General features: G+C 72.7%; 11 protein-coding genes, 4 tRNA genes and 1 pseudogene. 7 read left to right on the top strand and 9 right to left on the bottom strand.

Translation table 11 applies throughout. The annotated features are described in order from the left end of the window. On the top strand, nt 1-195 hold a 195-nt coding region (locus tag HCN52_RS24750; protein WP_376767128.1), incomplete at its 5' end, for a hypothetical protein. After that, nucleotides 188-1255: a phosphoribosylformylglycinamidine cyclo-ligase gene (gene purM, locus HCN52_RS13765; RefSeq protein ID WP_168088729.1), complete on the top strand. Its 1068-nt coding sequence runs from the start codon at nt 188-190 to the stop codon at nt 1253-1255. The genes HCN52_RS24750 and purM, both read left to right, overlap by 8 nt. A gap of 203 nt (nt 1256-1458) precedes the next feature. On the opposite strand, the gene HCN52_RS13760 is transcribed toward purM, so the two are convergent. After that, nucleotides 1459-1722 carry a DUF3073 domain-containing protein gene (locus HCN52_RS13760; protein ID WP_168088728.1) on the bottom strand — a complete coding sequence of 88 codons (264 nt, stop codon included), beginning with the start codon at nt 1720-1722 and terminating at the stop codon, nt 1459-1461. Between the two features lie 278 nt (nt 1723-2000). Next, complete coding sequence (locus HCN52_RS13755; protein WP_168088727.1) at nt 2001-3173, bottom strand: Leu/Phe/Val dehydrogenase; 1173 nt, start codon at nt 3171-3173, stop codon at nt 2001-2003. 132 nt (nt 3174-3305) lie between these two features. On the opposite strand from HCN52_RS13755, the gene HCN52_RS13750 reads away from it, so the two are divergent. Together HCN52_RS13750 and bldC are read left to right on the top strand one after the other, a co-directional pair. Continuing rightward, entirely contained in the window at nt 3306-4241 is a 936-nt protein-coding gene (locus tag HCN52_RS13750; protein ID WP_168088726.1) for a DUF8083 family protein, read from the top strand. 556 nt (nt 4242-4797) lie between these two features. After that, nucleotides 4798-5004, top strand: coding sequence for a developmental transcriptional regulator BldC (gene bldC / locus HCN52_RS13745; RefSeq protein ID WP_019431930.1), 207 nt, complete (start codon nt 4798-4800; stop codon nt 5002-5004). Nucleotides 5005-5915: 911 nt separating this feature from the next. On the opposite strand, the gene HCN52_RS13740 is transcribed toward bldC, so the two are convergent. From HCN52_RS13740 to HCN52_RS13725, 4 genes are all read right to left on the bottom strand, one after another. Continuing rightward, nucleotides 5916-5990, bottom strand: a tRNA-Asp gene (locus HCN52_RS13740). A 104-nt stretch (nt 5991-6094) separates the two neighbouring features. Further along, nucleotides 6095-10081, bottom strand: a complete 3987-nt coding sequence (gene hrpA, locus HCN52_RS13735) for an ATP-dependent RNA helicase HrpA (protein WP_245175120.1) — start codon at nt 10079-10081, stop codon at nt 6095-6097. 535 nt (nt 10082-10616) lie between these two features. Further along, the gene (locus HCN52_RS13730) at nt 10617-11453 is read right to left on the bottom strand and encodes an SDR family oxidoreductase (protein ID WP_168088724.1); all 837 of its coding nucleotides are present in this window, start codon (nt 11451-11453) and stop codon (nt 10617-10619) included. Between the two features lie 171 nt (nt 11454-11624). Next, the gene (locus HCN52_RS13725) at nt 11625-12059 is read right to left on the bottom strand and encodes a nuclear transport factor 2 family protein (RefSeq protein WP_168088723.1); all 435 of its coding nucleotides are present in this window, start codon (nt 12057-12059) and stop codon (nt 11625-11627) included. A 194-nt stretch (nt 12060-12253) separates the two neighbouring features. Between HCN52_RS13725 and HCN52_RS13720 the strand changes: the two genes are divergently transcribed. Then, nucleotides 12254-13165, top strand: coding sequence for a helix-turn-helix transcriptional regulator (locus tag HCN52_RS13720; RefSeq protein ID WP_168088722.1), 912 nt, complete (start codon nt 12254-12256; stop codon nt 13163-13165). Between the two features lie 345 nt (nt 13166-13510). On the opposite strand, the gene HCN52_RS13715 is transcribed toward HCN52_RS13720, so the two are convergent. From HCN52_RS13715 to HCN52_RS13705, 3 genes are all read right to left on the bottom strand, one after another. Further along, nucleotides 13511-13587, bottom strand: a tRNA-Phe gene (locus HCN52_RS13715). Between the two features lie 27 nt (nt 13588-13614). Beyond that, nucleotides 13615-13689 (bottom strand) — tRNA-Asp (locus HCN52_RS13710). A 40-nt stretch (nt 13690-13729) separates the two neighbouring features. Further along, nucleotides 13730-13802 (bottom strand) — tRNA-Glu (locus tag HCN52_RS13705). Nucleotides 13803-14036: 234 nt separating this feature from the next. Here HCN52_RS13705 and HCN52_RS13700 point away from each other — a divergent pair. Further along, nucleotides 14037-14390, top strand: a complete 354-nt coding sequence (locus HCN52_RS13700; protein ID WP_167970800.1) for a metallopeptidase family protein — start codon at nt 14037-14039, stop codon at nt 14388-14390. A gap of 210 nt (nt 14391-14600) precedes the next feature. Beyond that, a pseudogene (locus tag HCN52_RS13695) lies at nt 14601-14979 on the top strand (hypothetical protein); the annotation flags it as partial.

Below are 14979 nucleotides of genomic sequence, written 5' to 3'. Positions count from 1 at the left end.
CACGACGGGGAACGCGCCCCCGCACTCCGGGCGCACCGACCACGCAGCACCACCGGCCGGCCGGCCCGCGCCGCCGCCCGGCTCCACCCCTCCCGCCCCGCGATCGCCCGGCCGGGCAGCGGACGGCCCGCCACCGGCGCGGCCGGTGACCGCTCGCGACGCATCCCGAACCACGGAAGAGACCGCAATGAGTGACAGCACTCCCGGAGCCTCCTACGCCGCCGCCGGCGTGGACATCGAGGCCGGGGACACGGCCGTCGAGCTGATGAAGAAGTGGGTGGCGACCGCGCAGCGCCCGGAGAGCGTCGGCGGCCTCGGCGGCTTCGCCGGCCTCTTCGACGCCTCGGCGCTCAAGCGCTACGAGCGCCCGCTGCTGGCCTCCGCCACCGACGGCGTCGGCACCAAGGTCGCCGTGGCGCAGCGCATGGACGTCCACGACACCATCGGGCGCGACCTGGTCGCCATGGTCGTCGACGACCTGGTGGTCTGCGGGGCCGAGCCGCTGTTCATGACCGACTACATCTGCGTCGGCAAGGTCCACCCCGACCGGGTGGCCGCCATCGTCAAGGGCATCGCCGAGGGCTGCACCCTCGCCGGCTGCGCCCTGGTCGGCGGCGAGACCGCCGAGCACCCCGGTCTGCTGGGACCCGACGAGTACGACGTGGCCGGCGCCGGGACCGGTGTGGTCGAGGCCGACCGGCTGCTGGGCGCCGAGCGGGTCCGCGCCGGCGACCGCGTCATCGCCATGGCCGCCTCCGGGCTGCACTCCAACGGCTACTCGCTCGTCCGCCACGTGCTGTTCGACCGCGCGGGCTGGGACGTCGACCGCGAGGTCGCGGAGCTCGGCCGCACCGTGGGCGAGGAACTGCTGGAGCCGACCCGCATCTACTCGCTGGACTGCCTCGCGCTCACCCGCACCACCGAGGTCCACGCCTTCTCCCACATCACCGGCGGGGGGCTCGCCGCCAACCTGGCGCGCGTCGTCCCCGACGGCCTGCACGCCTCGCTGGACCGGGCCAGCTGGACCCCGTCACCCATCTTCGGGCTGGTCGGAGAGCTGGGCCACGTCGCCCGCTACGAGCTGGAGCGCACCCTCAACATGGGCGTCGGCATGGTCGCGGTCGTGCCGCCGGACTCCGTGGACGCCGCTCTCACCACGCTGGCCGACCGCGGCATCGATGCCTGGCTGCTCGGCGAGATCACCGACCGCGCCGCCGACCAGGAAGCCGTCACCCTCCACGGTGACCACGCCTGAGCCGCCGTTCACCTCGGTGACCAGCACTGACCCGGCGGCCCCCGCCGCAGCGCCCGTACCGACCCGTCCCGTGCCCCCGGCGCGGCCGGGACAGCGGGCGGGGGGTGGCCGCCCGGGTCAGGACCCGGAGCAGACCCCGGACAGCACAAAAGCCGGCCCGGCGGAACCGGACCGGTCTTTCGGCAGCGCGAACGATGCGGGAGTCAGGACTCCCGGCGCCGTGACGAGGTGTCGGACTGCGACTCGTCGTCGTCCTCGTCGTCGTTGTACAGCCGTGCGTACTCGGCGTACGGGTCGTCCTCGGGTTCATCGTTCTGTTCGAAGCGTTCGTCGCTCGGTGGCGGCGACGGTTCGGACGAGGATGCACCCAGCTCTTCGGCCAGACGCGACAGATCGGTACCGCCGCTGTTGTACTTCAGCTGGCGGGCGACCTTCGTCTGCTTGGCCTTGGCCCGGCCGCGCCCCATTGGCTCGACCCCCTCAACGTCGGGGCGCTGCGGCCCCAGAGTGTTGACATGCGTTCACGGAACGGAGCGGGCCCCGCGGGAGCCCGATCCACCGGGCTTCAACGGTACCTGCTTCCTCGACCCTACGGTACGCCGTCCGCAGGACAGAGGCGGCTCGGCACCGGCCCGTGACCTCTCGTTGCCAGGTCAACGGTGATTTTACCTTCTTTCGGAGCGCAACCCACCGAAGGTGCGTGACATGTCTTGTGCAGGCGTCGGCGTGTTGGCGCGGGCCCAGGTCAGCGGGCGGCGGCCATCCGCTGCTCGGCCACCCGGTCCGCCGCGGCGGCCGGCGGCACGCCCTCGGCGTGCGCCCGGTCGAGGATCTCCAGGGTGGTGTCGTAGATCTTCTCGGCCTTCGCCTTCGCACGTGCGAAGTCAAATCCGTGGAGCTCGTCGGCCACCTGGATGACGCCGCCGGAGTTGACCACGTAGTCCGGTGCGTAGAGCACGCCGCGGTCCGCGAGGGTCTTCTCGATGCCGGGGTGGTCCAGCTGGTTGTTGGCCGCGCCGCAGACGACGCCGGCGGTCAGCGCCTGGACCGTCAGGTCGTTCAGCGCCCCGCCGAGGGCGCAGGGCGCGTACACGTCGAGCCCCGGCGTGGTGATCAGCGCGGCGGTGTCGTCCACCGCCGTCACCGACGGGTGGGCGGTGAGCACCCGCGCGAGCGACTCCGCACGCACGTCGGTCACGAACACCTCGGCACCCGCCTCGACCAGGTGGTCGACCAGGATGTGCCCCACCTTGCCGACGCCGGCCACGCCGACGCGGCGGCCCGCGAGGTCCGGCGCGCCCCAGCGGTGCTGCGCGGCGGCGCGCATGCCCTGGAAGACGCCGAACGCGGTCAGCACCGAGGAGTCCCCGGCGCCGCCGGCCTCGGGGGAGCGGCCCGTCGTCCACTGGTTGGTGCGCGCCACGACGTCCATGTCCTGCACGTACGTGCCGACGTCGCAGGCGGTCACGTACCGGCCGCCGAGGCCGGCCACGAACCGGCCGTAGGCCAGTAGCAGCTCCTCCGACTTGTCCTGCTGCGGGTCACCGATGATGACGGCCTTGCCTCCGCCGTGCTCCAGTCCCGCGAGGGCGTTCTTGTAGCTCATGCCGCGCGCGAGGTTCAGCGCGTCACGGAGCGCCGCCTCCTCGGGGCGGGGCACGCCGGGGTAGGCGTGGAAACGGGTGCCGCCGAGGGCGGGGCCCAGTGCGGTGGAGTGGATGGCGATGACGGCGCGGAGGCCGCTGGCCTGGTCCTGGCAGAGCACGACCTGTTCGTGGCCGCCCTGTTCCGATCGGAACAGAACGTCCAGCACGTCGATCTCGGCCGGGCTGTCGACACTGACAGCGGGACGTACGTCAGTCACGGTGGTGACTCCTGTATGTCGTGGCGGATGCCCTCGGCGGGTGGTGAGGGCCATAGCACGACTCTACGACCGTCGGATCCCGCCCGGGCCCTGGGAACCGTCACCATCCCACGGACTCCGTCCGCCACTGGCCGGTCGGTCCACCTACTGGGATCATCGGCTGTGCCGACCGAGGGGAGGCCGTGCGTGCCCAAGGTTCCCTACGCCTCGTACCTACGGGTCTACGAGCCGCTGACGGCCTTCCCCGACCCCGAGCGCTCCCACTGGGAGCGCTACGCACGCCGCGAGGACCTCCCCGACGCCCAGGACGAGCTGACCGGGTCGCTGGTCGCGCTGATCACCGACCCGGGTCGGGCGGCGCCGGAGGAGGAGAACGGTGACGCCTTCGTCGCCGAACTCGGCGGCGCGCTGTACGTCTGCCCCTGGCGCACCCGGCTGCGGGCCTGGCAGGCGCTGGCCGAGGCCGGGCACTGGATGATGCCGGACTCGGTCCTCGACCGGGCGCTCCCGGTCGCGGGGCGCCGGCGGGCGGAGCGGCAGCACCGGCGGTGGGCCGCCCGCCATCCACAGGCCCGCCCCTGGATCAGGTCGGCGCTCTGGCACGTGCCGATCCGCTGGTTCAGCCTCTTCGACGATGCCGAACGCGAGTTCGTCGGGGGAGCCGGTGGTACCGCCTCCTCGCCGCCGGTCGCCGACCCGGGCGCGGCCCCGGCCCAGGACGCAGCCCCGCCGCCGGGCGGCCCGGCACGCGAGGAGAGGCCGACAGCCGGCGACGACCCGGTCTCGTTGCGTTACCGCACGCCGATGGTGCGTGCCCGGCGCCGCCTGGCGGGCGCGCTGCGGACCGTGCGGCACGCGACACCGCACGGACTGCTGGTGCCGGCCCTCACCGACGTGGGCCGGTGGCTGGAGGAATTCCACCCGCGTTCGCTGGTCGAACTGGACTACGGAGGACTTGTGCATACCATTTCCGCAGACCGGTTGGAGGCGGACCACTCGGCGGCCGAGGTGGCCGAGGCGGTCGCGGCCCTCGCCGCGGACGACCTGGGACGAGCGGGAGAGCTGTACGAGGTGTTGACGGAGCGCTGGACGGCTGTGCGGGAGCGGCAGTTCGCCAGTTGAGAGAGGTCGTCGCGGACCGCTCGTCGAGGGCGGTGCGGGGGTGACGAGTGGGGCAGGAGAGACGGATCGGGATGCCAGGGACCTAAGTCCCTTTCCTGCCGGATTCAGTCTCATTCGCTGCCAATCCGCCCCAAGCGTGACGGATGGCACGGGGTGGATGTCTCTGGACCTCTTGCCTTCAAGCGGCCCCCTCATGTCAAAATAGGACAAGGAGCTCGGTGGAGCTCCTTCTGTCCGCCTTGTGCGGACAGGGCGCGCTTGCGTTCCTTGGTGGATTTCGTGAGGGATCGTCACGGCGTGACAGGTCGTCACGGTGGGATGACTGTCCGCTATGACACGGTCCATCCGGCAACCGCCGAGGATGAACGCCTGAGGTGGCAAATCCATCGGTTTGGCCGAGCAGGCCGGGACGATGGTGTAGTTGTAGTGCCGAGGACAAGCCGTTCGTCCTATAACCGACTCGACCCACGTGCACCGAAACCGGGCATCGTGGGTCAAGCTGCAGAATTTAAGAGGAATGAACCGTTTCGGTTCGGTTCTCTCAAGGAGGCCGCTGATGACCGCTCGCACCCCTGACGCCGAGCCGCTGCTGACGCCGGCGGAGGTTGCCACCATGTTCCGCGTGGACCCCAAAACGGTCACACGCTGGGCAAAGGCGGGCAAGCTCACGTCGATCCGCACGCTCGGTGGGCACCGCCGCTACCGCGAAGCGGAGGTGCGTGCGCTGCTGGCGGGCATTCCTCAGCAGCGCGGTGAGGCCTGAGCAGTAGCAGGCAGGCAGTAGCGCCGCGTCCGGGGTCCCCTCCTCGGGGCGCCCGCGCGCCAGGCCGCATCGGACTCCGCCGGGTCCGGTGCGGCCTTCTGTTGTCCCCGGGGGCGTTCCTCAGGGGCTGCTGTGAGGCTCGCCACCAACAGTGAAATTGCACATATTAAATTCGGAGCTTCGTCCTCCGCTCCAACGGGGCGTTTCACGAAGGAAGTTCAGTGACTCCCGTCACACCCGTCTGCCCTTGTCCTGGTCAACGCCGTTCGATAGTGAGAACGACCGCGCGACACCCGGCGTTCCCGCCCTGCGCAACTCTCCCACCCGGCCCGGGTGGTACGGACCAGCCGCGCGGAACCTCCGTCGCGTCGCTGCGATCTCACCCGTCTGCCGCAGGGAGCCGCCGCCGCCGGGGCAGCCATCGGATGCAGGTGCCAAGCAGCTTCTGCGCCGCGGGTGTTGACGTTGCCTCAGTCGAGAGGCGCGGGTGCCGCGGCCCGCAGTCCTGTTCTGCCCTCCCGGGAACGCCACACGCGTCAGCCGGACCGGACGTGAGGTACGGCACACGCCGCGGACGCGGCACGTGCTGCGGCCGGGTCGTGCCGACCGTCCGAACGGCGGCCGCCCGGCACCGCCGCCGGCGGCCCGCAGGGCGGCTGTGCGCCGCCGCGTGACCTCCGGGCCGGTCGCCCGTGCGGGAGGGCGCCCGAGGGGCCCCCAGGCCCCGCGGCGGCAGGTGCAGCGCTGTGGGTCCACCCCGCTCGCCGACAGGTCGCGCCGGAGCCGGTGGGGGAGAACCGGCGCCGGGGAGCCGGCCGCGCCGTGCTCCGCCGCAGTCCGGGCACAGCAGTGGTCCGGGCACAGCAGTAGGGCCCGGATTCCGAGGAAACCGGGCCCTAATGCAATCGATGCGGTCCTGACGGGATTTGAACCCGCGGCCTCCACCTTGACAGGGTGGCGAGCACTCCAAGCTGCTCCACAGGACCTCGCTGCGAGACAGGACTCTACCCCAGTTCAGGGGCGCGAGGCCAATCCGCTTCCGCGCCGCCCGGAACACCCGGCGCGCCCGCCGTTCGGCGGGCCCGCCGGGCTACCGCGCACCCTCCGGAACCGCCGCGTCCACCGCCTTCACGATCCGCTTCTCCGAGATCGGATAGGCGGTCCCCAGCGCGTGCGCGAAGAAGCTCACCCGCAACTCCTCGATCATCCAGCGGATCTCCCGGGCGGCGGCCGGCACCGGCGTCCCCGCCGGGAACTGCTCCAGCAGCCAGGCGTACTCGTCCGCCATCTCCCGGACCTTCGCCGTCCGCGCGAGGTCCCGCTGCGCGTGCTGCGGCAGCTGCTGCAACCGCCGCTCCACCGCCGTCAGGTACCGCATCAGGTCCGGCAGCCGCCGAGCCCCGTGCGCCGTCACGAACCCCGGGCACATCAGCGCCGCCAACTGCCCCCGGATGTCGGTCAGCGACTCCAGCAGCACCGGTGAGGTGACGCCCTTGAGCCGCCGCTCGCAGGACTGCCACGCCGCCAGCACCTCCCGCACCCGGCCGACGATCCGCTCCGTCAGCGGCACCACGTCCGCCCGCACCGCCTCCACCAGCCTGCGGAACGACGGCTCGTCCCAGGCCGGTCCGCCGTGCGCGGCGACCAGCTGGTCCACCGCCGCCGTCGCGCAGTCCGCCAGCAGCGCCGCCACCGAACCGTGCGGCGAGGACGCCAGCGTCAACTTCGCCCGGTTGTCGAGCTGCCCCGCGGCGAACTTCGCCGGGTCGGACGGCAGCCGCAGCAGCACCAGCCGCCGCGTGCCCCGCGCCATCGCCTCGGTCTGCTCCTCCGCCGAGTCGAACAGCCGCACCGCCACCGAGGAACCCTCGTCGACCAGTGCCGGGAAGGCCCGCACCGGCTGACCGCCGCGCCGCGTCTCCACCGTGCGCGGCAGCGTCCCGACCGTCCAGTCCGTCAGCCCCGACCGCTGCTCGGGACCGACCCCGCCGCTCTCCGCTCCCGGGGCCGGCTCGCCGGCACGCCGCCGTCCGCCGCCCTTCCCCCGCGAGGGGGTCGAGAACGCCTGGTCCACGGCCTCCCGCGCCTTGGGCCGCATCCGCTGCCGCAGCGCCGGAAGATCCTTGTCCTCCGACAGCTTCGGGTCGCCCGCGGGCCGGCGCCCCCGGTCGTCCACCGCGCGGAAGGTGATGCGCAGATGGTCCGGAACCTTCGCGAGGTCGAAGTCCTCCTCGGTCAGCGGCTGGCCCGTGAGCCGGCGCAGCTCGCGCGCCAGCGCCCGGACCAGCGGCTCCGAACCCGGCTCCGGCGCCGTCGCCAGGAAACGCCGCGCGTAGTCCGGCGCGGGGACGCAGTGCCGCCGCAGCGGCTTCGGCAGCGAACGGATCAACTCCGTCACCAACTGCTCCCGGACACCCGGGATCTGCCAGTCGAACCCCTCGTCGGTCACCTGGTTCAGCACCTGCAACGGCAGGTGCACCGTCACCCCGTCCGCGTCGGCGCCCGGCTCGAACTGGTAGGTCACCGCGAACGACAACCGCCCCTGCCGCCAGGTGTCCGGGTAGTCGGACTCGGTGACGGCGCGGGCCGCCTCGTTGATGAGCATCGACTTCTCGAAGCTCAGCAGGTCCGGCTCCTCCGACCGCCGCTTCTTCCACCACGAGTCGAAGTGCGCACCCGAGACCACGAACTCCGGCACGTGCCGGTCGTAGAACGCGTACAGCGTCTCGTCGTCCACCAGGATGTCGCGGCGCCGCGCCCGGTGCTCCAACTCCTCGACCTCGGCCAGCAGCGCGCGGTTCTCCTTGAAGAACGCGTGCTGGGTCCGCCAATCGCCCTCCACCAGCGCGTGCCGGATGAACAGGTCCCGGCTCACCTCCGGGTCGATCCGCCCGTAGTTCACCTTCCGCTGCGCGACCACCGGCACGCCGTACAGCGTCACCCGCTCGTAGGCCATCACCGCGGCCTGCTTCTGCTCCCAGTGCGGCTCGCTGTACGTCCGCTTCACCAGATGGCCCGCCAGCGGCTCGATCCAGTCCGGGTCGATCCTGGCGTTGACCCGCGCCCACAGCCGGGAGGTCTCCACCAGTTCGGCCGACATCACCCACCGCGGCGGCTTCTTGAACAGCACCGACCCGGGGAACACCGCGAACTTCGCCCCGCGCGCGCCCAGGTACTCGTGCTTGTCGGTGTCCTTCAGCCCCAGCTGCGACAACAACCCCGCCAGCAGCGACTGGTGGATGCGGTCCGGCTGCGGCTCCGCGCCCTCCTCCGCCAACTGGATGCCCAGGCTGCGCCCCACGGACCGCAGCTGCGCGTAGATGTCCTGCCACTCGCGTATCCGCAGGTAGTTGAGGAACTCGGTGCGGCACATCCGGCGGAACGCCGAGGAGGAAAGCTCCCGCTGCCGCTCCCGCACGTACTCCCACAACTGGAGCAGCGCCAGGAAGTCGGACTCCTCGCCCGGCCCCTCACGGAACCGGCGGTGCTTCTCGTCCGCAGCCTGCTGCTTCTCCGCCGGCCGCTCCCGCGGGTCCTGGACGGACAGCGCCGCGGCGATCACCATCACCTCGCGGGCGCAGCCGTTGCGGTCCGCCTCCAGCACCATCCGCGCCAACCGCGGGTCCACCGGCAGCTGCGCCAGCCTGCGGCCGGTCTCCGTCAGCCGCTTGCCGTTGTCCTCCAGCGCGTGCAGCTCCTCCAGCAGCTGCACACCGGCCCGCACCGCCCGCTGGTCCGGCGGGTCGATGAACGGGAACTTCTCGATCTCGCCCAGCCGTGCGGAGATCATCTGGAGGACCACCGACGCCAGGTTGGTGCGCACGATCTCCGGGTCGGTGAACTCCGGGCGGCTCGCGAAGTCCTCCTCCGAGTACAGCCGCACGCAGATGCCGTCGCTGGTACGTCCGCAGCGGCCTTTCCGCTGGTTGGCGCTGGCCTGCGAGATGGCCTCGATCGGCAGCCGCTGCACCTTGGTGCGGTGGCTGTACCGCGAGATGCGCGCGTTCCCCGGGTCGATCACGTACCTGATGCCAGGCACCGTCAGCGAGGTCTCGGCCACGTTGGTCGCGAGCACCACCCGGCGACCGGAGTGCCGTTGGAAGACCCGCTGCTGCTCGCCGTGGCTCAACCGCGCGTACAGCGGCAGGATCTCGGTGTGGCGCAGCTGCCGCTTGCCGAGGGCGTCCGCGGTGTCCCGGATCTCGCGTTCGCCGGAGAGGAAGACCAGGATGTCGCCCGGCCCCTCCGCCTGGAGCTCGTCGACCGCCTCGCAGATCGCCGTCACCTGGTCCCGGTCGGCGCCGTCGCCCTCCTCACCGCCGTCCTCCAGCAGCGGGCGGTACCGCACCTCCACCGGGTAGGTCCGCCCCGACACCTCGACGACGGGCGCCGGCTCGCCGTCCCGCGACCGGAAGTGCTTGGCGAACCGCTCCGGGTCGATCGTCGCCGAGGTGATGACCACCTTCAGCTCCGGGCGGCGAGGCAGCAGCTGCGCCAGGTAGCCCAGCAGGAAGTCGATGTTGAGGCTGCGCTCGTGCGCCTCGTCGATGATGATCGTGTCGTACTGCCGCAGATCGCGGTCCTGCTGGATCTCGGCCAGCAGGATGCCGTCCGTCATCAGCTTCACCAGGGTGCGCTCGCCCACCTGGTCGGTGAACCGCACCTTCCACCCGACGGCCTCGCCCAGTTCGGTGTCCAGCTCGTCCGCGACCCGCTGCGCCACCGTGCGTGCCGCGATGCGCCGCGGCTGGGTGTGGGCGATCAGCCCGGTCACCCCGCGCCCCAGCTCCAGGCAGATCTTCGGCAGCTGCGTGGTCTTGCCGGAGCCGGTCTCGCCGGCGACGATCACCACCTGGTGGTCGCGGATCGCGGCGGCGATCTCGTCCTTCCGCCGGCTGACCGGCAGCGCCTCCGGGTAGGTGATCTTCGGGACCGCCGCGCGCCGCTGCTCGACGCGGGCCTCCGCCTCCGTCACGGCGCGGCCGATCTCGGTGAGGGCCTGGTCGCGCGCCCCCGGCTTCCGGACGCGCCGGACGCCCTCCAGCCGGCGGCCGAGGCGCCGCTGGTCGGGGAACATCAGGGCGCTGATGCGGTCCAGCAGCTCGGCGAAGGCGGGGGCGGGGGCGGACTCGGGCTCGGGTGCGGAAGCGGACGCGGTGTCGGCGACGGGCGGGGCCTGGTCGGCCTGCGCGACCCGCGCGGAAGAAGGTCGTCTGGACATACCGGCACCAGGATCTCACCTGGCGCACCTCCCGGGCGAGCCCTTAACGGAGCGTGCGGCTCCGGCTGCGCGGTGATGGGCGGCGCGCAGGTCGCGCGGCAGCCGCCGGATCGGGGCGTCCCGGCCGTCGTCGAAGGCGACGACCGTCACGCGGCGCTCCCGACAAGCGGCGCTCCCGTCGCCGGTGTCCGCTCGCGTCGCCGGTGTCCGCCGACATGCCCCGCGGCGGCCGGCGCGGCTCCTGGTGTGGGTGTCGCCCCGACCGCCGGCTCGCCGTGGCCGCGGCCGACGCCGACGGGCGACCCCCGCAAAGCGCCGCGCGGCGGCCGTCGCCGAGGACGGCTGATCCGCGTGGGCACTCAGCGTCGGCGGCCCCCGGTGCGGGTCCCGGTCACCGGGTGGCGGTGGCCGCCACCGAGTGCGCGACGTCGCGATGAGCCTCGTGCTCGGCGAGCCGGCCGGTGAGGGCGGTGCGGACGTCCGCGTAGGTGTCGGGGCCGAGCGGGAGGCGGAGCGGGGTCGCGCCGGAGTCAACGAGGTCGATCATCGCCCCGGTCAGTCTCTCCGCGCTGTTGGGCACCGGGAAGCGGCCGCTGAGGAACGCCTGCCGGGTGGCGGCCGCGGGGGTGTTCTCGTAGGCGGGCAGCGGCGGTGCGACGTCCAGCGACGCCCCGAACCCGGTGGGGGTCGCACCCGGCTCGACGATGGTCAGAGCCAGTCCGAACGGCGCGATCTCGCGAGCGACGGTCTCGCAGAACCCCTCGATGCCCCACTTGGAGGCGTGGTAGTAGCCGAGGCCGGGGTAGGTCGTCTGACCGCCCGCGGTGGACACCTGCAGGATGCGGCCCCGGGACTGGGCACGCAGATGCGGAAGGGCGGCGCGGATGACCTGGATGGAGCCGAGCAGGTTGGTGTCGACGACGCGCCGGATCTGCTCGTCGGACGCCTCCTCGACGGACGCGAGAACGCCGTAGCCGGCGTTGTTGACGACGACGTCGACCGTGCCGAGGGCCGCGAACGCCTCGCCGACGACGCGACGGACCCGCTCGGTGTCGGTGACATCCAGCCGGGCGGTCCAGAGCCGGTCGCCGTGTGCGGCGCGGAGGTCATCGAGGGCCTCGGGCCGGCGAAGCGTGGCGGCGACGCGGTCGCCACGGGCCAGCAGGTTCTCGGTGAGCAGTCGCCCCAAGCCCGAGGAGGTGCCGGTGATGAACCAGGTGGTGGTCATACGTGTCCTTCGCTGTGTGGTGCGCGTGGCCGGTCGCGCCGCCGCTGACGCGGACAGGGGGCATCGACGGGGCGGCCGGGGCCCGGGTCGGGAGCGGGCCGGGGACGGGTCGGCCGAGTTGCTCGCGCTGCGATGCGGCAACTCGGCCGGTGGCGAGTGGCGGAGCCGTCGTCAGGTGGTGCCCGCCTCGGCGCGCGCGTAGAACGCGGCGAGTTCGTGGGGGTTCTTGGTGCAGACGTCGATCTTCCGCACCGTGCCGTCCTCGACCTGGTGGATCTCGACCATGGTCAGCGGGAAGGTCTCACCGGTGGTGCGGGCCGTCAGCGTTCCGGCGAGCGTTCCGACGACCCCGGTGGGGCCTTCGAACACCTCGGCATCGGTGATGGCCACCTCGGCGTAGCCCATCATCGCGCCCAGGATCGACTGCACGAACACCTCGCGGCCCTGGTGCACGCCCCCGTAGGGGAGCTGAGCCGGCTCGTCGACGATCACGTCGGGGGCGAGCTTGGCCAGGACACCCGGCACATCGCCCGTGACCAGCGCGTCGTACAGCCCTCGCACGACCTGCGCGGGGCTCTCCACCGGCGTCGTCCTCTGGTTGCTCATCCTGCGGGCCCTTCTGTTCTGTTCCGGTACGGGGAGGCCGGCCGGCCCGGGGCACCTGGGCCTCGCACCGGTCGGGCCCCGGCGGACCGGGGCATGCACCAGACAACGGCGGCGGGGCGCGACGGGGGAGCCCCCGTGGTGAGGGGTACCGGCAGGGACCCCCACCGCCCGCGCGGCCTGCCTACCCTGGCGCCATGGACAACCGGGACGCCGTCAGCGCCTTCCTCCGCTCCCGACGCGACAAGATCACGCACCAGCAGGCGGGCCTGCCGAGCTACGGTCAGCGGCGGGTGCCCGGACTGCGCCGGGGCGAGGTCGCCACGCTCGCCGGGGTGAGCGTCGAGTACTACACGCGCCTGGAGCGCGGCACCCTCCACGGAGTCTCCGACGGCGTGCTGGACGCCCTCGCCCGCGCCCTGCAACTGGATGCGACCGAGCGCACGTATCTGTACGACCTCGCCCGCGCCGCGGGAAAGGCGCCCGGGGCGCCGGCCCGGCAGCGGACGGCTCGGTCGGCGGGGCGGCAGACGGTGCGGCCGAGCGTCACGCGGATCGTCGACGGCATGCCGGGGATGCCGGCGTGCGTGATGAACAGCCGCCTCGACACCCTGGCCGCCAACCCCCTGGGCCGCGCCCTCTACGCGGAGATGTTCGCCGACCCGACCTGCGGGGCGAACGTCGCCCGGTTCGCGTTCCTCAACCCGGCGGCCAAGCGGTTCTACACCGACTGGGAGCGCATGGCGCGCTTCGCCGTGGGCGCGCTGCGCATCGAGGCGGGCAGGAGCCCGTACGACCGGGAGCTGTCGAACCTGATCGGTGAACTGTCCACCCGCAGCGACGCCTTCCGCGTGATGTGGGGCTCCCACGACGTGCACGTCTTCCGCGAGAGCACCAAACGCCTCAACCATCCGCTCGTCGGCGACCTGGAACTCGACCAGGAGACCATGAGCCTGCCGGACGACAGCGGCCTGAGCGTGGTCGTCTACAGCGCGCCGCCCGGAACCGCCTCCGAGGACGGTCTGACGCTGCTCGCCGGCTGGTCCGCCACTGCCGGGTCGGAGCAGACCGCGCAAGCCACGGGCAAGCGGTCACCCCGGCAGCCCTGACGGGCCGCCCGGGCCGGAGGGGCCGGAGGACCGCCCGGGCCCGCCCCGCGTGCGCGGTGGAGGCGTGCGGCTGTCGCCCGCCAGGCGCGGTCGAGCCGTCGCGCGGTGCGGGGCCCGCCGGGAGGCGGCCGGTGTCGGTGCTGCGGGGCCGGAGGTTCCGGAGCGGCTTCGAGCAGCTGTCACGGACGCGACGACCGACGGTGCATCCCCGCGCGGTGGTCGCCACCGGAGCAGCACGGTGCCGGCACGTGTGAGGACGCGGAACCGGTGGCGGCGGCGTGCTCCCCCTGCCGGGCGCGCAAACGGAAAAGCCCCGGGCGTCTGGTGCCCGGGGCTTCCTCGAGGTGGTGGCTGGGGCCGGGATCGAACCGGCGACCTATCGCTTTTCAGGCGATCGCTCGTACCAACTGAGCTACCCAGCCACGCAGTTCACCGGAGTGATCTGCAAGCGGTCCTGACGGGATTTGAACCCGCGGCCTCCACCTTGACAGGGTGGCGAGCACTCCAAGCTGCTCCACAGGACCTTGCACATGCGCGGAACATTGTTCCACACACGGTAAAGCGTGCCCCCAACGGGATTCGAACCCGTGCTACCGCCTTGAAAGGGCGGCGTCCTAGGCCACTAGACGATGAGGGCTGGTGGCCCACCTGGGCGCTTGTTCGGCGCCGTCGGGGACGTGAGAAGCATATGGGATAGCTGCTCGGATCGCCAAAACGTCTCGCCGCCGGCGCCGTCGAGCGCCGCTGTCGCGCCGCGGCGGCGCCCGAGGGAGCGGGTTCGGCTCGGCCTGGCGGCTCCACCGCGGTCGATCTCCGCCGTCGCGTCCCTCCTCTCACGGGTCCCGGACGGCACAATGGAGGCGTGCTGGAGATGAGCCGCGAGGAGTTCGAGGACCTGGTCGGTCAGGCGCTGGACCGCGTCCCGCCGGAGCTGACCCGGATGATGGACAACGTCGCCGTGTTCGTCGAGGACGAACCGCCACCGGAGGAACCCGAGCTGCTCGGCCTCTACGAGGGGACGCCGCTGACCGAGCGCGGCGAGTGGTACGCCGGGGTGCTCCCGGACCGCATCTCCATCTACATGGGCCCCACCCTGCGCATGTGCGAGCGGGAGGGCGGCGGTCGCGACATGGTGGTCGAGGAGGTCGAGATCACCGTGGTGCACGAGATCGCGCACCACTTCGGGATCGACGACGACCGCCTCCACGAACTCGGTTACGCCTGACGCCGCGGCGGCGACCGCGGGGTGCGCCGCCGGTCGCGCGCCGGTTCCCGGGAGGCGCGGTCGTGCTTCGGCGGCGCGGGCGCCGCGGTGCTGCGCTCCGAGCGGGCGCACGCCACGCACCCGGTAGGTCGTCCCCGGCCGTGTCCTCGTTCCCCCCGGGGCAGTTGGGCAGGGTCGTACCCGACAGCACCGCGTGGAGGTCCCGGAGCCGTGCGCCGCCCGCCGTCCCGAACCGTTTCCTCATGTCTGGGCGCCGCTCTGGCGCTGCTCGCCACCGTCTCCGGGTGCGTCACGGTCGACGGCCGTCCACCGCAGGCGCCCCCGCAGCCGGGGGTGTCCGTCGACGTCGAGGGTCCCGACGGAGCGGTGGGGGAGGGAGGCGCGGCACCGGCGGACCCCTCGGGGAGCTCCGCCGACGATCCCGACGAGACGGGGGCGGGCTCCCGCCCGCACTCCTCTCCCGCGGGCGACGAGGAGGACGACGCCCGGTCCGGCGGCACCCCGCACCCCACCGGCGGCCCCGACGCCGACCCCGACCCCGATCCGGCGGTCCCGACGGACTCCGCCCCGCCGCCGGCCAAGCCGGCGC

This window comes from Streptomyces bohaiensis (genome assembly GCF_012033785.1).
GTDB lineage: Bacteria > Actinomycetota > Actinomycetes > Streptomycetales > Streptomycetaceae > Streptomyces > Streptomyces bohaiensis.
Note: the sequence above shows the minus strand (reverse complement) of the source record. Positions and strands in the feature narration are given on the sequence as shown.